The sequence below is a fragment of the Eggerthella sp. AM16-19 genome, assembly GCF_003474385.1.
GTDB lineage: Bacteria > Actinomycetota > Coriobacteriia > Coriobacteriales > Eggerthellaceae > Senegalimassilia.
In genome coordinates this window covers 212510-230673 of sequence record NZ_QUCY01000001.1, presented here as the reverse complement: position 1 = coordinate 230673, position 18164 = coordinate 212510, and the positions used below count along the sequence as shown (strand labels likewise).

At 60.2% G+C, this 18164-nt stretch carries 15 protein-coding genes and 1 pseudogene; 11 read left to right on the top strand and 5 right to left on the bottom strand.

What is annotated here, in order from left to right:
- The first annotated feature begins 103 nt into the window (after positions 1–103).
- From DW178_RS01085 to DW178_RS01035, 11 genes and pseudogenes are all read left to right on the top strand, one after another.
- Positions 104–1639 carry a GNAT family N-acetyltransferase gene (locus DW178_RS01085; RefSeq protein ID WP_353653284.1) on the top strand — a complete coding sequence of 512 codons (1536 nt, stop codon included), beginning with the start codon at positions 104–106 and terminating at the stop codon, positions 1637–1639.
- 175 nt (positions 1640–1814) lie between these two features.
- Positions 1815–2348, top strand: a complete 534-nt coding sequence (locus DW178_RS01080) for a GNAT family N-acetyltransferase (RefSeq protein ID WP_118349284.1) — start codon at positions 1815–1817, stop codon at positions 2346–2348.
- Between the two features lie 222 nt (positions 2349–2570).
- Positions 2571–3545 (top strand): hypothetical protein, encoded by a 975-nt coding sequence (locus DW178_RS01075; protein WP_158573951.1) that lies wholly within the window; start codon positions 2571–2573, stop codon positions 3543–3545.
- 838 nt (positions 3546–4383) lie between these two features.
- Positions 4384–4933: pseudogene (locus tag DW178_RS01070) on the top strand (molybdopterin-dependent oxidoreductase); the annotation flags it as partial.
- A gap of 74 nt (positions 4934–5007) precedes the next feature.
- Positions 5008–5340: a hypothetical protein gene (locus DW178_RS01065; protein WP_147363783.1), complete on the top strand. Its 333-nt coding sequence runs from the start codon at positions 5008–5010 to the stop codon at positions 5338–5340.
- Positions 5340–5549, top strand: a complete 210-nt coding sequence (locus DW178_RS01060) for a hypothetical protein (RefSeq protein WP_286168438.1) — start codon at positions 5340–5342, stop codon at positions 5547–5549. The genes DW178_RS01065 and DW178_RS01060 overlap by 1 nt, the downstream gene beginning before the upstream one ends.
- 1 nt (position 5550) lies before the next feature.
- Positions 5551–6357 carry a formate dehydrogenase accessory protein FdhE gene (locus DW178_RS01055; RefSeq protein WP_158573949.1) on the top strand — a complete coding sequence of 269 codons (807 nt, stop codon included), beginning with the start codon at positions 5551–5553 and terminating at the stop codon, positions 6355–6357.
- A gap of 538 nt (positions 6358–6895) precedes the next feature.
- Positions 6896–7147, top strand: coding sequence for a twin-arginine translocase TatA/TatE family subunit (gene tatA / locus DW178_RS01050; RefSeq protein WP_118349280.1), 252 nt, complete (start codon positions 6896–6898; stop codon positions 7145–7147).
- 284 nt (positions 7148–7431) lie between these two features.
- Positions 7432–8952, top strand: coding sequence for a helix-turn-helix transcriptional regulator (locus tag DW178_RS01045; protein WP_118349279.1), 1521 nt, complete (start codon positions 7432–7434; stop codon positions 8950–8952).
- A gap of 5 nt (positions 8953–8957) precedes the next feature.
- Entirely contained in the window at positions 8958–9911 is a 954-nt protein-coding gene (murB, locus tag DW178_RS01040) for a UDP-N-acetylmuramate dehydrogenase (RefSeq protein WP_199669205.1), read from the top strand.
- 100 nt (positions 9912–10011) lie between these two features.
- The gene (locus DW178_RS01035; RefSeq protein WP_118349278.1) at positions 10012–11112 is read left to right on the top strand and encodes a nucleoid-associated protein; all 1101 of its coding nucleotides are present in this window, start codon (positions 10012–10014) and stop codon (positions 11110–11112) included.
- Positions 11113–11133: 21 nt separating this feature from the next.
- On the opposite strand, the gene DW178_RS01030 is transcribed toward DW178_RS01035, so the two are convergent.
- The 5 genes from DW178_RS01030 to DW178_RS01010 form a co-directional block, all read right to left on the bottom strand.
- The gene (locus DW178_RS01030) at positions 11134–12918 is read right to left on the bottom strand and encodes an ABC transporter ATP-binding protein (RefSeq protein WP_118349277.1); all 1785 of its coding nucleotides are present in this window, start codon (positions 12916–12918) and stop codon (positions 11134–11136) included.
- Positions 12919–12938: 20 nt separating this feature from the next.
- Positions 12939–15110 carry a HelD family protein gene (locus tag DW178_RS01025; RefSeq protein WP_286168437.1) on the bottom strand — a complete coding sequence of 724 codons (2172 nt, stop codon included), beginning with the start codon at positions 15108–15110 and terminating at the stop codon, positions 12939–12941.
- A 237-nt stretch (positions 15111–15347) separates the two neighbouring features.
- A complete protein-coding gene (locus DW178_RS01020) occupies positions 15348–17267 on the bottom strand; it encodes a heavy metal translocating P-type ATPase (protein WP_118349276.1) in 1920 nt (639 codons plus the stop codon).
- A 40-nt stretch (positions 17268–17307) separates the two neighbouring features.
- Positions 17308–17526: a cation transporter gene (locus tag DW178_RS01015; protein WP_118349275.1), complete on the bottom strand. Its 219-nt coding sequence runs from the start codon at positions 17524–17526 to the stop codon at positions 17308–17310.
- Between the two features lie 53 nt (positions 17527–17579).
- Positions 17580–17864 carry an ArsR/SmtB family transcription factor gene (locus tag DW178_RS01010; RefSeq protein WP_042435168.1) on the bottom strand — a complete coding sequence of 95 codons (285 nt, stop codon included), beginning with the start codon at positions 17862–17864 and terminating at the stop codon, positions 17580–17582.
- Positions 17865–18164 lie beyond the last annotated feature (300 nt).

Below are 18164 nucleotides of genomic sequence, written 5' to 3'. Positions count from 1 at the left end.
TTTCGGTGGGCGTCTTTGACGCTAAAGAAGCAAAACCCGTCTCCGCGCAAGAGGCGGGTTTCTTATTCGGGAAGGAGTTATAGGGGTGCATCAAGGAGCGGCTTTGCGGGGCGGGCATATGATGCGCGGTATCGTCTGCGCATTGGCTGGTTCCGTTTGCTGGGGCTTTTCCGGCACGTGCGCCCAGCTGCTCATGGGCGATTACGGCGCGCCGGCTTATTGGATCACGTGCGTGCGCATGCTCATCTCCGCGGTATTCTTCCTCGGCGTCGTGTTCGTGAAGGACTGGCGGTCGGTGGGGGCGCTCTTCCGTGATTGGCGTTCCATGATAAGCATCGCGGCGTTCTCCATTTTCGGAATCGCGCTATGCCAGGTAAGCTATTTTAGCGTCATCCATCATACGAGCGCTGGCGTGGGCACCACCATCGAGCAGCTGGGTTTGGTGCTCATCATGCTGTGGACGTGCTTCCGCAAACGCCGTCTTCCCAATCCCCGCGAGGTGCTGGGGCTCGTGTTCGCCATGGCGGGGCTCGTTTTGATCGCCACGCAAGGCGATCTTTCCCGATTGGCGCTGTCCCAGCAGGGATGCTTCTGGGGCATGGTGTCGGCTGTCGCGTTGGCCTTGTATACGCTGATGCCGGTTAAGGTGCTTGCCAAATGGGGCTCGATGATGGTCACGGGGTTCGCCATGTTGTTCGGAGGAGCGGTTCTCGCGCCCGTTGTGCAGCCTTGGGTCGTCCCCGTCGAGCTCACGCCCGGGTTCCTCCTTATCCTTGCGGCGGTCATCGTCGTCGGCACCTGCGCGGCTTATATGCTGTATCTGCAGGGAATCAATGACTGCGGACCTGTGAAAGCCGGGCTTCTGTGCGCTGCCGAGCCGGTCTCGGCCATGGTTCTCTCCGTGCTGTGGCTGCATAGCTCGGTGAGCACTTGGGATGTGGCGGGATGCGCGTGCATCCTCGTCATGATCGTCATGGTCACCGAGCTCGAGCCCAAGCGGGAAGGCGAGGGGTCGGATGCCGAGCTTGCGGGCGTGGAGACGGCGTCGCTTCCGCAAGATCCGCCGGTCTTCGCCGGTCGTGCGTCGGTGCTCGGGTATTACAATAGCCGACCTGCAACCATGGCCGATATCGAACGCGTGAAGGCGTTGCTCGACGAGGGGCATCGTGCCTTTGCCGAATTGGGCATCGATGAGGGCAAGTACAAGAAGTACCCGTCCTCGCGGCGTTTGACCCGCAGCGTCAAAGACGGTTCCACGTATGTGGTGGAGAATGCCCAAGGCCAGATGATCGCCGTGTTCGCCGTGTCCTTCGCGGCGGATAAGAATTACGAGCGCGGCATCAAGGGCGAATGGGTCACCGACACCGGTGCATCTCCGCAACAGTACGCCGAGCTGCATTGGGTAGTCGTCGACAAGCCGGTCCGCAGACGCGGCGTCGGGTCGTTCATCGTCGACAGCGCCTGCCGTATCGCCCGTGAGGGTGGTCGCGTCAGCGTGCGTGCCGATATCTACCCGGAGAACGAACCGATGCGTTGGCTGCTTGAAACACGCGGCTTCAAGTTTTGCGGGACCATCCAGGTGCGCGATGCGTTCGGGCGGGAAAAGCCGCGTTCCGCGTATGAGCTGCGCTTGAGATAGGGCGGCATGACGGCGCTGGGCGCTGTTACGTAGCCGCTGTTTTGTTGGCGACACGGGTTCCGTTGTGGATTCTGGGTTGCCAACTACTTGCAGACGTTTACCATGGCTGAGGGTGTTCGCATCATCTATGCAGGAAAGGGCAGAGCCGCATCGACGGCTGGAAGTGAGGTTAACCATGACATTGCAGTTCCGCATTGCCGACCATGGCGACTTCGATGGCATCTGGGCCGTGCTCATGGATGGCAAGGCCGCGCTAGGTCATCTTGGCATCGATCAATGGCAGGGTGCTTATCCTACGCAGCAAATCGTGCGAGATGATATCGAAGCCGGTCACTCCTATGTGCTTGAGGAAGACGGCGAAGTAGTCGCCACCACCGTCATCGGCTTCACCGGCGAACCGGTTTACGATTCCATCGAGGGCGCATGGTTGACGGCGTCAGACTCGCGCGACCCGCGATATGCCGTTCTGCATCGTGTTGCGGTCGCGCAAGGTCATGGCGGGAAGGGCCTTGGCCGCAATCTGCTGCAATCCGCTGAGCCGGTTGCCCGCCAACACGGGTGCGAGAGTCTGCGCATTGAAACGCATCCTGGTAACATTCCCATGCTCAAACTCATAGAGCGATGCGGCTTCAGCCGTTGCGGTATCGTGCATATCAGCCATGCGGAAGGTGCTTCCACTGACCGCGTCGCGTTCGAGAAGTTACTCTAACGCAGCCTTTTCTGTAAACTCTGCGCGTGTGCCCGCGGGGTACAGGCGGTTTGCGGGGCATTCACTATACTTGAACCTATGTCTAACGGAACTCGTGAAAAACAAGCGCTCGGCGTATTCCTCATCCTGATCGTGCTCAGCACGTTCGGGATCGCCTGGTATATGGTTGCAGGGCATTCATGGAACGTAGCCGCATCCTCCATCGATGAAAAGGTGGGTCAGATGGAAGGGTACACCTCCATCGTGTACGCAGGCACGCTTCCCGTGCAGGCGGATGCGAGGACGCTTGATTCCCAAAACGGCTTCGATGCGCAGCTCGAAGAGGGAGTGGGCTCTGCGGACGCGGCCGAAAAGGTCGACGAGGGTGTTTCGGGATCTGGGAGCGGCTCCGCTTCCTCCGCTTGCCCGGATACGGCTGCGTCGTCCACCTCTTCTGATACGGCTGCATCGGCGTCCTCCTCCGGTGGCAGCGCAGCTTCATCGTCTGCAGACGAGAATGCATCTGTGAACGGTGCTTCATCGAGTACGGGTTCTAGCAACGGCTCGAATACATCAAGCTCTTCGAAGGGCGCTTTGGGGCAGACGAAGTCTTCCGATGGCCTTGCTGGTCAAACGCATAATGATGAGGCGTCCGGCTTGACGTCCGATGTCGGCAGCGTTGCGGCGCCTGTCCCCGATACCGGCGAACGGGACGATGGCGAATCTGATCGAACTTCCGATAACGCGACGGTGCTGAAAGCCGCTACCGTCCGCGGCGGCATGGATGTTGCCAAGAGCCAGCCGGTCTCGCCTGAGGAGGTTCAGACCAACTATGAGGAGAAGGGCGCCACGGTGCTGGTGCTCGATACAGCCGACCCGTCCGAATACAGCGATGGCGTTATCCTCAAGCGCGGCTCGAAGCGCATCGGCGTGTTCTACGTTGATGTTCCGCTTTCCGAAAAGGCTGCCGAAGCGCGTGTCAAATACTTCCGCGATTGCAAGGTCGATCTTGTCGTATGCATCTCTTCGGTTCGCACCTATGTGCGCAACCTCCAGGGCGCCGACATCGTGATCACGCTGCAGGATGAGGAAGTGTCCACGATGGGCGGCAACTCCAACGGGTCCTTTTTCGTGAACGCGCCTCACATGGATAGCGTCGGGGCCATTCTGGTGTCTCCGAGCAATGTTGTGTCCGCAAAGGTTATCGAAAGCCTGTAGCAGTCGGAATCTCTGCTTCTGCGTCGTCTTCTTCGTTGAGCGTCGTTTTTCGTGCTCCGGCATCATTCGCCGCTGTCTCGCTTTGCGCTTCTCGCTAACTGACAGTGTTGTGGCTAGAATCCGTCGTGTCGCTTCGTTGTGTTATCTTTAACATTCCGGACTGATTGGCGGTATTAACCTTAACAGCCCATCGAATCCCGCACTGTTGCTGCCTCGGGCCTAGCAGGTAAGTTTTCAGTATTGCTCAAGTGATGTATCGTGCCGCTGAAGGTGTTGCGTCAACTGCGATCATGGACCTCTTCCTTGCGTTTTTTTCCTTTCCTCCCGTATGCCATCAAACGCATTCTCGACTCAGATTATGCAGTTTTGGAACGCCACGATGCAGGTATTTCGTCCAATGATGATGCGTTTACAGTCCGATATCTCTTTGAACCGCTGCAAAAGCGACCCGAGTGGATCGTAAAACAGGTAAACACATCTTAAAGACTGTCCAATTCTCAATCTATAACCCGATTACTGCTTTAGGAATAGCCAAGTAATTGCAAATGTTTGCATAGGGAAAAATAGACAAACACGCGGAATAGTCCAATATATCGCAACCCCTTTGGGGTGATTTGTTCCAAATGGGTGCATTTGTGCACCATTTGGCGGAATGGTGTCAGTTTCGTATCAAATTATTCATTAGCATGAATGAGTATCCGTAGACGCACGATACGGATACGCGATGCGCCGCCTCGGCGCCTTCTCCCCGCAGCCTCCAATCGGCAAGAGGGCACGGTGGGCGGTTTCGCATCGGTTTTTAGACGAGTGCAAGACGAGTAGGAAAGGAGTGAGGGGCATGAACCTGTCACGCAGGGGGCTTTTTCAAAGCAACCGGCGCTGCGCTGGCAACCACGATGGCGTTCGAGCTTTCCTCGCAGACCCAGGCGTTCGCGTCTGAGTCCAAGCAAGACTGGAAGCTGGTGAACACCGAAGAGTACACCAACATCTGCTGCTATTGCGCAGGTGGTTGCGGTTCTTTGCTGTCGGTGCGCGACGGCGAGCTGGTCAACCTGGAAGGCGACCCCGACCATCCCATCAACGAGGGTGGCCTGTGCCCGAAGGGCGCTACCATGTTCCAGCTGCGCAACGTTGTCGACCCCGAGACGCGCGAAGTTATCAAGAACCCGAAGCGTTCGACGCGCCCGCTGGTGCGCCGTCCCGGCGCAAGCGACTGGGAGGATATCTCTTGGGAGGACGCCATCGCCGAGATCGCCCGCAAGGTCAAGGACACGCGCGATGCCTCGTTCATCGAGAAGAACGACAACGGCCTGACGGTGAACTACACCCCGGCCATCGCAAGCCTGGGCGGTTCCCAGGAAAACTCCGAGGAGGAATACCTGATGATCGCCAAGGGCAAGAGAAGGTCGCCTGGCTGCATGAGAACGGCTATCCCGATGCCTGCCTGTACGGCGAGCATGAGATGGGCGGTTTGCATGTCATCCAGGTGCTCAAGTACGGCATCGATGCTCATGACCAGGTGCAGGACCCGAAGGCGCCCGCCACGGCCCAGCTCACCCAGATCATGAAGCCGGTCACCGGTGCTATCTCCGGTCTGACCGTTGCCGGTTTGGCAGCCATGTTCGGCCTGGCCATCGGCTACAAGCGCTACAAGCTGGCGTACAACCCCGAGACCGAGGATACATTGTCGGTCATCACCGGCGACGTGGTGCAGCACGGCGACCCGCAGGATGATAAGACGGCGATGGAACACATCACCGAGAACCTTCCGATCGGTAAGAAGGGGGACAAATAATGAGCCACTCCGTTAACGTTTCCCCGGAAGCCCGCGCCAAGGACGCGGCGTTCCTCCAGGAGCGCGCGGCATCCGGCAAGGAGAAGTACATAGTCCGTCATTCGAAGCAGGCGCGCCTGACGCATGGCATCACGGTCATCGCGTGCATCCTGCTTGCCATATCGGGCCTGTTCGTGTTCGTTCCGCAGCTTGTGGGGTGTGCAGGCTGAGGTGCAGAAGGAACATGCCGGTAAGGTCGAGCATGTGGTTCCCGATGCGGGCGCGCTCAAGGAGTGCTCGAATGCCGAGCAGCCGGTGCTGCGCGCGTACCCTGCCGGCATCCCGGCTGATGCGCTGGCAGATGCTGCTGAGCGTTTGGCGGGTGCCATGACGGTGTTCGAGCAGTTCGACCAGGCAACGCTCGATGCGCTTGCGGGTGTGCGTTGGGACCGTTTGGTGGCGGCGTCGGACATGAAGCTTGCCGGAAACGACTCTTCCGCATACGTGGAAGGGTTCGCGGGCCTTTTGCAAGATGATGGGCTCGGCGAGGATGCTGCGTGTATGGGTGCAGCCGTTGTTTCGCTGGCGCTCCGTGCGCTGCTGGAGCCCATTGCCCAGGAGGTGCAGGCCGCACGCGTCGCAGGTGACGCCGATCAGCCGTATTCGGTCCATTGTCCGGTGTGCGGTTGCGAGGCTTCCGTTGCTCACGTCGGCCAAGCCGGCACGAAGACCAAGGGCCGCGGCCGTGCGCTGTGGTGTGCGCAGTGCGGTTGCGTCTGGGATATCGAGCGCGTGCGTTGCGTTCGCTGCGGCACGCAGAATCAGGGCCATTTGCATTTCTTCAACGTCGAGGGCGACGATGATCACCTCATTGCCACGTGCGATGAGTGCGGCGGCTATGTGCGAACCGTTTACCAAGAGGATGGTCCCATGGCGCAGCTGTATCCGTTCAGCTACGAGGTCGAGGACGTGATCATGGCGAAGCTGGACTTGATCGCATACCGTCAGCTTGTAGCACAGGAAGCGCAGCAGGACTAGACGTTAAGGCTTAACATCCGGTGTCCGTTCTAAGGCAGGGGTTTCGTCCCCTGCCTTTTTGCGTTTTGGGGCAAAGCTGTTCGAGGCACTTTCCCGTTCTTGATTTCGATTTCGGCAACCCCTGTCTTTCAAGATCCTATTCAGGCCAAAACTGAAGTCGAAGCATCTTTCTCGTCAAGGGACATGGGCATTTGCTTGCTGATTTGGAAAAGCCGCGCGTTATTAGGCTTCGTTTAGGGAACGTCGGTTAGGGATCCTTTTATTTGATACGAGGGTTGGCGATTTTGGCCCAAACTGAATTAATATGACTTTCAAGAGCCACTCATCAGGGAAAACGCTAACTATACTCAATTTGCATGACAGTATTAATTGGAGGTTTGAGTACGAAATCACGGGTTTGCATGATAGACGCGATCATTCTCTGACGGCATTATCGGATTCGTTGAAACGAGCTGACGGGTGCGATCGCCTGTCACGTTACAAGCGATGCGGGCAACGTCGATCCCGCTTTGCAACATCCTAAAAGGAGGAGTCATCAATGAAGTTTTTGGGCATGGGCGTTCCCGAGCTGCTTATCATCCTGGTCGTCGTTCTGCTTATCTTCGGCCCGAAGAATCTTCCCAAGCTCGGCAGCGCCATCGGCAAGTCCGTTAAAAGCCTGCGCGAGGGCATGACCTCCGACCAGGGTAAGCCTGAGATCGACCTCGATGAGGACGAGGAAGTGGAGGAGGAGCCGAAGACGAAGGCTGTGAAGGCCGCCAAGAAGGCTCCCGCCGCAAGCGAGGAATAGGATTTCCTTGGGGGCGTCAAGCCTCCGTTACCGGAAATACAGCAAACAGCGAAATGCCCGCGCAAGGTTTTGCACGGGCATTTCGCTCTATCCTGGTCCGCAGTTTTGATGGGAACGGGATTTGCGTGGTGATGGCGTCCTCGGTTTCGCTTATGGTGGGTAGAGGCGATGGCGTTATGGCCTGCGGGGCGCGAATGCCCGGGAGCTCGGATTTGCCCGGGTAATCTTGTGGTCCCTTGCGTGCAGTCGAGGTCTGAACGGTGCTTGCTGGTACACTTCAGAGTATGCAGAATTCTTCAACCCATCATACCGGCGCACCTGAGACGCGCTTCGATCCCACTCTTGTGCGTACGCTGCTTGGGTACGCGTGCCATCAGGCGTTCATGTTCGCGCTCTTCTACATGGGATGGAACAGCGCGCTCACAGTTGGCGGCTTCACTTTTGAACGCATCGATTTGCTGATCACCTTGCTTGCCGCGGCCGTCACCCTCATCGTGCTGCGCGCCGTTGCCCTGCGCGTGCGCGATGTGCTGCTGAACCGCTCGCTTATGTGGTGCTATGCGGTGTTGCTGGCCATCGGTTCCTCCGTTTCCCTTCCCGCCGAATACGGCCTTGCCTCAATGGTTATGGAAGGCGTTTTGGTGGGCGTTCCCTTCGCCTGCATGCTTGCGGCGTGGGGAAGGGCGCTCGGCGCCCGATCGCATGGGGAAAGCTCCCGCGGCGTGTTGCTTGCAACTGCCGTTGCTGCCGTTTTTACGTTCCTGCTCGCCGTCGTCTGTTCGCAGGCTCCGCTCGCTGCTGCGGTGGCTAACCTGCTTCCCTTCGGCAGCGCCTGGGCGCTTGTCGGCATCGAGCCGTTGCTTTCGAGCGAGCGCGTCGAGGAGAACGCGGACTCGCAAAAAAAACCTGCCCTCACTATCGCGACGCTGCTCGCTTCAAAAAAGCAGCGGGCAGAGACGCATCGCATTTCGCGTAAGGTTGTGGGCGGCTCCGTCGTGTTCGGCTTGGCAGGCGGGCTCATGGAAACCTATGCTTCGGATCCGGGTAGCGTCGCCACACCTACGTTTGCTGCGACGTTGCTGCTGTTGGCGCTGTTCTGCGCCGGGTCGTTGCAGGTTGTGGGCATGAGCGCCCGCCGTAGCGGGTCCGATGGCGAAGTGAGCAGGCTTTTGGTGGGCGTATATCGTCTCGCGCTGCTGCTGATGATGGCCGGATACCTGTTCATGCCCGTCTTGGAGCCCTTTGGCGTCCCAGGCGATTCCATCGTGCTTGCGGGCTACCTAGGCCTTTCCGCCGTGCTCGTTTCGCTGTTCGTGTTGATGGCGAAGCTGACCGGCATGGATGCGGCGCTTTCCTTCTCCAGAGGTTTTGCCGCGCTCTACCTTGGCGAAGCGGGAGGATTGGCGCTCGGCAATGTTTTGCAGATCGCCTCTCCTTCGGGCGACATCCCCTTCGCCGTTGCCTCTTGCGCGGGTTTCGCCACGTTGTTCGCGTTCCTGTTCCTTTTCACCGAGGGCGACTTCTTGGCGCTGTCACACATCGCCAAGCAGGCCGATCGGTTCGAGGATGCGTGCCGCGTCATGGCGTCCAAGTTCAAGCTTTCCAAGCGCGAATCCGAGATCTTGCCGTTGGCGCTTCGCGGCCGTACGGGCGAGCGCATGGCGGCGGAGCTGTTCATCGCGAAAAGCACCGTTGATACGCATTTGCGCCGCATTTATGGGAAATGCGGCGTACATAGCCGACAAGAGTTGATCGACCTGGGCGAACGCGAATCCCAGGCATTGTTATCCGGTAAGGAGTCGTGACCCATATGGTGAACGAGGTTTTGTTGGAAACGCTGCGGGAAATCGTCGGGGGGCAGGCGGTGCGCAGGGATGTGCCCATGAGCGGGCTGACCACGTTTCAGATCGGCGGCCCTGCTGCCGTGGTGGTCGAGCCGGCCAGCGTTCAAGAGGCAGCTGATGTTCTTGCAGCGTGCCATGGCGCTGGCCAGCCTGTGCGCTTGCTGGGCCTGGGCAGCGACCTGCTTGTGGCCGATGCGGGTTTGCCCGAGGTTATCGTTCGATTTGCCGAGCGCTTTTCGGACGTAGTTGTGGAAGGTTCCCGTGTGACGGTGCAGGCCGGTGCGTCGAACGCCCAGGTCGCCGAGGCCGTATGCGCTGCCGGTTTGGCGGGCTATGAGTTCGCCAGCGGAATCCCGGGTACCATCGGCGGCGCCGCCATCATGAACGCCGGAGCCTATGGCGGGGAGTTCCGCGACGTGTGCTGCTCGCTCGTGTGCGCCACGCCGCAGGGGCGTATCGTGAACCTTCATGCTTGGCAGGCATGCTGGGGATATCGTCACTCCATGATGGGCGATGCCGGTTGGGCCGTGCTCTCGGCCACCTTGCAGCTGCGCCCTGATTCTCCTAGTGAGATTCGTGCGCGCATGGATGATCTGGCTCAGCGCCGTGCTGAGAAGCAGCCCCTGGAAATGCCGAGCGCCGGCAGCACCTTCAAGCGTCCCGCTGGCTATTTCGCTGGCAAGCTGATTCAGGATGCTGGCTTGCGCGGTTTCCGTGTGGGCGGCGCGCAGGTTTCCGAGAAGCATACGGGGTTCGTGGTGAACGCCGGTGGTGCGACGGCTCGCGATGTTCGCGATTTGATTGCCGAGGTGCAGCGTCGCGTGTACGAGATGGAAGGCGTGCACATGTATCCCGAGGTGCGCATGTGGGGCTTCGAGGGCGAAGAATGGGACCGCGTTCGTTTCGAGGACGAAGCATAGGTCCGTTCGTTTCGAGGGTGGACAGAAGGTGCGCGCGTAAGATAAGGCGCCGCTATCGCGTTCGCGGATGCAGGTTTAAGGTAGGCAGGGGAGAGGCTGGATGTTTAAGATCAACCACGCGGTGTTGCATGTGTTCGATTTCGTCTCATGCGTGAACGTGTTTTCCGAAGACGAGCTGGACTTGACGAATAAGAACGTCAAGTCCTACGTTATGCGTATTGCCCGGCATGCGCTTGGCGGCATGGACAACCGTCGCGGAGAGTTCTTCCCCGACAGCGGCTTTGCGGCTGAGTTAAGCGCGTATTTCAAGGGCGAGCGCGACTTCGTCGACCTTTCCGTGCAGGTGGCCCAGTTCATGTCCGAGGAACTCGGTCGTATGGAAAACCCTTCTTCCTGCGATCTGTTGGTGGTGGATTTCGAAGATCAGGAAAAGCCGCCCGCCATGCCGCCGTTGGCCGACGACGCCACCGAGGAGGAGATCGCGGCAGCTACCGCAGCTGCCGAGGCTGCGGCGTACAACGCGCGCAGCGAGCATTACTTTGGCTTGCTGCTGCTTGAGAGCAAGCCCGCCTTCATGCATGAGGTCGGGCGCGGCGAAGACGGCGCCACCCGCAACAATATCGAGCGTCATCACGCCATTTTGCCGAACCCTTCGCAGAAGATTGCATCGTTTGCGCTGGTGAATGCCCGTACTATGGCGGTGCTGTTCGTTGACAAGCCCCGCCAGATCGCCGGTGAGGAGCGTTGGCTCATCCCCGACGGCCTGCTGCAATGCTCCAACGAGGCTTCCAGCAAGGAGCTGTTCGATACCACTATGGGCTTGGTCGAGGAAGTTGCCGAGGAGTTCGGGGTGAACTCCGCCGTTGCCATGGGACGCGCCAAGGCTTACCTGGCCGAGAACGCTGATGATTCCGACGAGGTGCCGTTTGACGAGTTCGTGGACGAGGTGTTCGACGATGAAGGTCCGCGCCGCCGTTTCGAGCAAGCTGCTGCCGACGAGCAGCTTGGTGACCGCGTGCACATGGAGCGGGATGTTGCCAAACGCGTCAGCCGCAACCACAAGATCGTCACCGACACGGGCATCGTGTTGACGTTCCCTGCCGAGTACAGTCACAACACCGAGCTCATCGAGTTCAAAAGCGCCCCGAACGGCCTCATCCAAATCGAGCTCAAAAACATCGGCAGCATCGAGAACCGCTAGCCCAAAGTGTCTGGGGTGGCGTTACTTCAGGTAGGCGCCGGTTTGGCGGTTCCAAAGGTTTGCGTATTCGCCGTTGGCGGCTACCAGGTCGGCGTGCGGGCCGTCTTCCGTGATTTTGCCGTGGTCGAGGACCACGATCCTGTCAAGGCTGGCAACGGTGGAAAGGCGATGCGCCACGACGATGCAGGTGCGGCCGCGCATCAGCTTTGACAGAGCGTCTTGCACGAGCGCCTCGCTTTCGGAGTCAAGGGCGCTTGTGGCCTCGTCGAGCACGAGCACCGGGCAGTCTGCCAGCAGCGCACGCGCGATGGCGACGCGCTGGCGCTGCCCGCCGGAGAGCTTCACGCCGCGCTCGCCGGTGATGGTATCGAACCCGTCGGGCAGGTTCTCAATGAAATCCAATGCGTTGGCCTGGGCCGCGGCCTCGCGGATCTGCTCCATAGTTGCGTCGGGACGCCCATAGGCGATATTCTCGGCAATGCTGCGGTGGAACAGCAGCGTCTCCTGCGGCACGTAGGCGATGGAGCGGCGAAGGCTTTGCTGCGTGCATTCGGCGATGTTCTGCCCGTCGATGAGGATGCGACCGTCCTGGATGTCGGACAAGCGCAGCAACAGTTTCGTGAGCGTGGTTTTGCCGGCGCCGCTCAGGCCGACCAAACCCACTCGTTGACCTGCGGGAATATGCAGGTTGAAATTCTCGAACACCGTGGTTTTCGCATTGCCGTCGGTGTAGTGGAAGCCGATTCCCTCGAAATCGATGGCGCCGTCCCGTACCACCATGTCCGGCGCGCCGGGCAGGTCGGCCACAAGCCGGGGTTCGTCAAGGGTCTGCGTCATCCCGCTGGCATCGCCGAAGGCGCGGTTGAAGCGCTGCAGGCCGTTGTTGATGAAGTTGAACTGGTTCGTGACGGTGTAGGTGTAGGTGAACATCATCACGAGCGTGCCGGCGCTGATGCCGTACCATGCGTTTCCGCCGGCGATGAACACGGCCACCACGCTCATGATGATCACGGTGATGCACGCGGTGATGATGCCGCGGGCCAAACTCGCCCACATGCGCTTGCTGTCGCGTTCCACCACCTGGCGGTTCGCCTGATCGAACAACGCGCGCTCGTAGTCCTCGCGCCCCGAGGTCTTCACGGCTAGGATGTTGGCCACCGAATCGGAAAGCTCACCGGAGAGCTGGTTTTGCGCGCTGGCGGCTTTCTCATTCAACGAAAGGATTCGCTTGTACATGTAGTACGAAACGCAAGCGTATACGACTAGCAGCGCCATGAGGATGACCACGTATACCGGCACGCGCGGCGCCAGAATGGCGCACGTGAATATCACCGAGCAGATAACCGGCAAAAATGGGAAGGTGATGGTTTCGAGCAACAGCTGGTAGGCGCTCATGAACTTGCTTGTCTGGCTGACCAGCGTGCCGCCGAACCGGTTCGAATGGAAGCTCATGGACTGGTTGCACAGCGCGTCGAAGCTCATGGTGGCAAGGTCGTAGGCCGCAGCGATCTCAAGCTTGTACATGGTGTAATCCTGAAGCTTGCTGGCTGCCTGCCCGAGCACGTTGATGGCGATGAGCGCCGCGATATAGGGGCTGTAGACCGCAAACACCTGGTCGGGCTCCACGCTTCCGGCGCTCACGCGATCGACGACCAGGCTCATCACATACGGGTTGCCGTACGATAGCAAGGCCACGAACAGAAACGTCGACGCCATAAGGGCTGCGAACAAGCCGAAGTGCTTGCGGGTGACCTGCCAGTAGTAGTGCAGGGTGCGGCGTGTGGTGGTCGATCGGTTCGTTGCCATGAGGCTCCTTCGAATGCGTATCAGTCCTGGTGCGTGAAATCCAGCAGCGGGGTGAGCGGGCCGTTGGACAGGATGGTGATGGTGCGGGTTGCGCGGCTTATCGTGGTGTAAAGGCGGTTCTGCGCCACGTGGTCGTTCGCAGGGAACAGGCTGGCGCCGGCGTCGGGGATGATGACGTGATCGAATTCCAAGCCCTTCGCCAGCGGCAGGGTGAGCGCCAGCACGCCGGAGGACGGCAGGCGCCTATCCTGGCCGATGATCTGCGGAGTGTCGTCGCCGAGCAGTTTCTGCAAGCGCTTGAGCTGGCTTTTCCAGGGCACCACCACGGCGGTGAGCCCGTCGTAGTCGGATGCTTCGCGAATCACGCGGCGCAGGTTCTGCTCGTAGTCCTCCTCGGTGGGACAGGCGATCAGCGCCGGCGGTTGGTCGGCGCGCTGCACAGCCGAAATCTGCATGCGCTCGCTTTCGGGCAAAAGGCCCGCGAACAGCGCCGTGATCTCGGGCGTGGAGCGATAGCTGGTCAACAGCTGGCAATCCTCGATGGAGCCGCGCAGGCACTCGAACACCTCACGGATCTGCTCGTAGGATGCCGTTTCCGGACGGATGGCCTGATGGGGGTCGCCGAGCAGCATGAAGTGTGCGCGGCGGAAAAAGCGGGCCATGACTGCCAGCTGGTCGGGCGTATAGTCCTGCACCTCGTCGATCATGACGTAGCGCGCATCAGGATTGCCCAGGCCGGTGACGGCCATGTTCAGGTACAGCCATGCGCTCACGGGTAGGTTCTCTACGCCGAGCAGGCGCATGCCGATGCGGTCGATGCGCAGCCACTCATCGCGCTCGATGGCAAGCATCGCCCCTGCGAAGCGCTCCTGCAGATAAGCGAGCGCGCAGTCGCGAGCTTCCTGCTCGGTTTGCGGGTCGTACGGCGCGTTGAACAGGCGCACCTGCTCATCAAGCGACAGACATAACAGCTCGTCCTGCACCGCTTCGGTGGCAGCCATCTGCTTCAGGCGCGCGTCTAGGCGGTTGAACAGTTCCTCGCGCACCAACGTGACCAGGTGCGGGCCGGCCGGCACGTTGGGGTACTTCTGCATCAGCTGCATGATGGCGCCGGCCGATACCAGGCGTACGCCGTAGAACTTGATGTCGCGCAAGTCCGCAAGCTCGAAGCGAAGGCCCTCGACGGCGCGGTCGATCTTCCATAGCAGTTCAAGCGGGCTTTCCTTGTCCTGCGGATTGCGGCCAGCGGGAAGCAGGCGGGCGCACAAGTCGTGGTAGGTGATGGTTTCCGGGTTACGTTCGCCCAGGTCCGGCAGCACGTTCTCGATGTATTTCGCGAACACAGGGTTGGGGCTGATCAAGAACACCTGGCGCGGGTCGAGCGATCCGCGGTTGCGGTAGAACAGGTACGCGATGCGCTGCAGCAGCACGCTGGTCTTGCCGCTGCCGGCGATGCCCGCGACCAGCAATGCGGGCACGTCCTCGTGGCGGATGATGAGGTTCTGCTCTTTTTGGATGGTGGCGGTGATGGCCTTCATGTGCTCGGAGCGCTGTGCGGAAAGCGATTGCAGCAGCAGCGAGTCCTCGATGGCGACATCGGAGTCGAAATACGCGCGAAGCGTTTTGCCCTCGATGTCGAACTGACGGCGGTTGAGCAGGTTGACTTTGATGGTGCGGCCGTTGGCCTCGTAGGAGGTGGCGCCGTTTTCCTGGTTGTAGTACACCTCGGCAACGGGGCTGCGCCAGTCCACCACCATGCGGCGGTAGTTTTCGTCGGCAACGCCGGCAAGGCCGATGTAGATGTCCTTGGCCGGGGCGCCGGTGCGCATCTCCAGGCTGATTTTGGCGAAGTAGGGCTGTTCGAGCAGCTTTGCGGCTGCGGCAAGGCGCTCGCTGTCGGCGTCCTGCTCAAGGTTGTAATCGCGGATAAGGTTGTTGAGCACGGCGTAGTCGACGTAGGTCTCCTGGGCTTCGCCGTCGCTGGCGAAGTTGTGCTTGACCTCGCCTTGCATGTCGTCTTTGTCTTTGGCGGCCTGCCAGCGGCGTCGTTCCATCTTCTCCGACAGGTTTTTCGCTATGGCCTCAAGCTTGGCGTACGTGTCGGACAGGTGGTCCTGCTCTTGTTGGAAGACCGGGTCGCATGCCTGGTCGGATGCGGTTTCGTTGAGGTTATCCTGCATGTTGTCGGCCACAGCTGCCCACCCTTCGCTCGAAATTTCGGCATTCTAGTTTAGCGCAAGCGTAGAGAGGCCGCCCGATTGCGGGCGGCCTCTCCATAAATAGGTAACGCAAAGCGGTGTACGATGCGATCGTCGTTTGTCATGCGCTTGCGAAACTGCGCCTGGTGCGGGGATTCCCGAACGAGGGGGCGCCATGTCGCACGCGTTTGCGCGAGGCTTCGCAGCTGTCGGCGCGCTTGCTTTCGGCGGCTACTTGCGCAACCCCTTCACGTTCATGCAGCGCATGGCGTTGAGGATGGCAAGGGTCGCCACGCCCACGTCGGCGAATACCGCCAGCCACATGTTCGCGATGCCCACCGCTGCCAGCACGAGCACGGCAAGCTTGACGCCCAGCGCGAACACGATGTTCTGCCACACGATGCGCATGGTGCGCCGCGCCAGGCCGATGGCGCGCGAGATGTTGGAGGGCTTGTCGTCCATAAGCACCACATCAGCGGCTTCGATGGCGGCATCCGAGCCCATTGCTCCCATGGCGATGCCCACGTCGGCGCGGGTGAGCACCGGGGCATCGTTGATGCCGTCGCCTACGAAGGCCAGGTTCGCGCCGTCGGCTTCCTCGGACAGCAGGCGCTCGACCTGGGCGACCTTGTCGGCGGGCAGCAGCTGGGCGTGGAACTCGTCGATGCCCAGCTGTTTTGACACCGCGCGCGCCACCTCGGCACGGTCGCCGGTGAGCATGACCGTTTTGCGCACGCCTGCAGCGTGAAGGCGCGTGATGGCCTCGGCGGCATCTTCTTTCACCACGTCGGCGATGACGATGTGGCCGGCGTAGCGTCCGTCAATCGAAACGTGCAGGATCGTGCCCGTAAGCTCGCAATCATGGTAATCCATGCCGTTCGCGTTCATGAGCTTGTCGTTGCCCACCAGCACCACATGCTCGTCGATCACGGCCGCCACGCCATGGCCCGCCTCTTCGCGAACGTCATGGATGCGTTCCTGGTCGATCGTGCCGGAATATGCTTCCTTGACCGACAGCGCGATGGGATGGTCCGAATAGGATTCCGCGTGCGCCGCGTAGCTCAGCAGGTAATCGGGGTCGATGTCGTGTTCGGTATGCACCGCCACCACGTTGAAGGTGCCGTTGGTCAGCGTGCCGGTCTTGTCGAACACCACGGTGTCCACCTTGGCAAGCGCCTCAAGATAGTTGCTGCCCTTGACCAGCACGCCAAGCTTGCTGGCGCCGCCGATGCCGCCGAAGAACGACAGCGGCACGCTGATGACCAGGGCGCACGGGCAGCTGACCACCAGGAAGGTGAGGCCGCGCAAAATCCAGTCGCTCCAGGCGCCCATGCCCAAAAGCGGCGGGATGATGGCAAGCAGCAGGGCAAGCCCCGTGACGGTGGGGGTGTAGTAGCGGGCGAAGCGGGTGATGAAGTTCTCTGTGCGAGCCTTCTTCTCCGCGGCGTTTTCCACCAGCTCAAGGATGCGGCTGACGGTCGACTCGCCAAAGGGCTTTTGCGTGCGGACGCGCAACACGCCGGTCATGTTCACGCAACCGCTGATGACGTCCATGCCGACTTCCACGTGGCGCGGAACGGACTCGCCGGTGAGCGCAGCGGTGTCAAGCTGGCTTGCTCCTTCGATGACGGTGCCGTCGATGGGCACACGCTCGCCGGGCTTCACCACGATGACGTCTCCGATGGCCACTTCGGCTGGGTCGACCTGCACAAGTTCGCCGTCGCGTTCGATATTGGCGTAATCGGGCGCGATATCCATCATGGATGCGATGGATTTGCGTGATTTGCCCACGGCATAGCTTTGGAACAGCTCGCCGACCTGGTAGAACAGCATCACGGCGCAACCTTCCGCCATCGAAGGCTCCGCGTCGGGGAACGCGATCATGGCGAATGCGCCGATGGTGGCGATCGCTATGAGCAGGTTCTCGTCGAACACTTGGCCGGTTTTGATGTTGCTGGCTGCCCGCAGCAGCACATCGTGGCCGGCGATGAGGTAAGGCACGAGGTACAACGCGAACAGCAGGTAGACCGCAGCGGCCTCGCTGCCTAGCATATCGGCCAGCGGCAGCAGGTGCTCGGCGGCGAATATGACGGCGAACAGGGCCAACGCGACCAAGATGCGGTTGCGCCACTTTCGTTGCTTTTTGTTCATGAGAGTGATTCCTTATGTAGGCAGCTTGCGCCCGGTTTGCTTAACGAACGATGTCGCAATCGGGCTCGAACTTGTGGGCAACCTTTTGAGCTTCGTCGACGATCTGGTCGAACCGGGCATCATCGGCGTCGATCATGAGCTTCTGGGTCATGAAGGTGACCTTGGCGTCGTTCACGCCTTCGATCTGCTTGATCCCCGCTTCGATCTTCGCTCCGCAGTTGGCGCAGTCGAGCTCGTCGAGTTTGAACGTTTTACGCATGATGGTTCCTTTCGCTTGGTGGATGTTTCGAATGGTATCGGGCGGGTGCCCGGCTATTCGCAGATATGGGTCATGCCTTGTGCAAGCATGGTGTACACGTGGTCGTCCGATAGGGAATAGATGACGGATTTGCCGTCGCGCTGGAACTTCACCAGGTGGGCTTGCTTAAGCTGGCGTAGCTGGTGGGATACCGCGGATTGCGTGGCGCCGATGGCCTCGGCCAGCTCGCCCACGGGCATGGGACGCGCCATCAGCGCGAACAGGATCTTGATGCGGGTGGTATCGGCGAACACCTTGAACAGGTCGGCCAAATCGTAGAGCAGCTCCTCGTCGGGCATGGTGTCGAAGCGTTGCTGCGTTTCCTGGCGGTTGCATCCGCATGGGCAATCGTCGTCTGGGATTTCGATCGAATCGGCTGCAGAGGGTGGGCCGGTGCGCGTCTCGGATGCTATCGGCTGGTCGATAGCGGCAGCATCGCATTGCTCCGTCTGCGGAAAGGCAGTTGGGATATCGCTTGCCATTGATCGAACCTTTCGATTAAGAACTAAACATATGAGCAACAGTTCATAAGTATAGCCTGGGTTACAGGCTTGTCAACCCATCGGGTATTTTCGGTGCGGGGGGGGACGAGCGGCCGT

Coding starts and splice junctions, on each gene's coding strand:
- DW178_RS01080 (WP_118349284.1), top strand. CDS start 1,815: ATGACATTGCAGTTCCGCATTGCCGACCATGGCGACTTCGATGGCATC.
- DW178_RS01075 (WP_158573951.1), top strand. CDS start 2,571: ATGGAAGGGTACACCTCCATCGTGTACGCAGGCACGCTTCCCGTGCAG.
- DW178_RS01065 (WP_147363783.1), top strand. CDS start 5,008: ATGGGCGGTTTGCATGTCATCCAGGTGCTCAAGTACGGCATCGATGCT.
- DW178_RS01060 (WP_286168438.1), top strand. CDS start 5,340: ATGAGCCACTCCGTTAACGTTTCCCCGGAAGCCCGCGCCAAGGACGCG.
- tatA (WP_118349280.1), top strand. CDS start 6,896: ATGAAGTTTTTGGGCATGGGCGTTCCCGAGCTGCTTATCATCCTGGTC.
- DW178_RS01045 (WP_118349279.1), top strand. CDS start 7,432: ATGCAGAATTCTTCAACCCATCATACCGGCGCACCTGAGACGCGCTTC.
- murB (WP_199669205.1), top strand. CDS start 8,958: ATGGTGAACGAGGTTTTGTTGGAAACGCTGCGGGAAATCGTCGGGGGG.
- DW178_RS01035 (WP_118349278.1), top strand. CDS start 10,012: ATGTTTAAGATCAACCACGCGGTGTTGCATGTGTTCGATTTCGTCTCA.
- DW178_RS01030 (WP_118349277.1), bottom strand. CDS start 12,918: ATGGCAACGAACCGATCGACCACCACACGCCGCACCCTGCACTACTAC.
- DW178_RS01020 (WP_118349276.1), bottom strand. CDS start 17,267: ATGAACAAAAAGCAACGAAAGTGGCGCAACCGCATCTTGGTCGCGTTG.
- DW178_RS01015 (WP_118349275.1), bottom strand. CDS start 17,526: ATGCGTAAAACGTTCAAACTCGACGAGCTCGACTGCGCCAACTGCGGA.
- DW178_RS01010 (WP_042435168.1), bottom strand. CDS start 17,864: ATGCCCGACGAGGAGCTGCTCTACGATTTGGCCGACCTGTTCAAGGTG.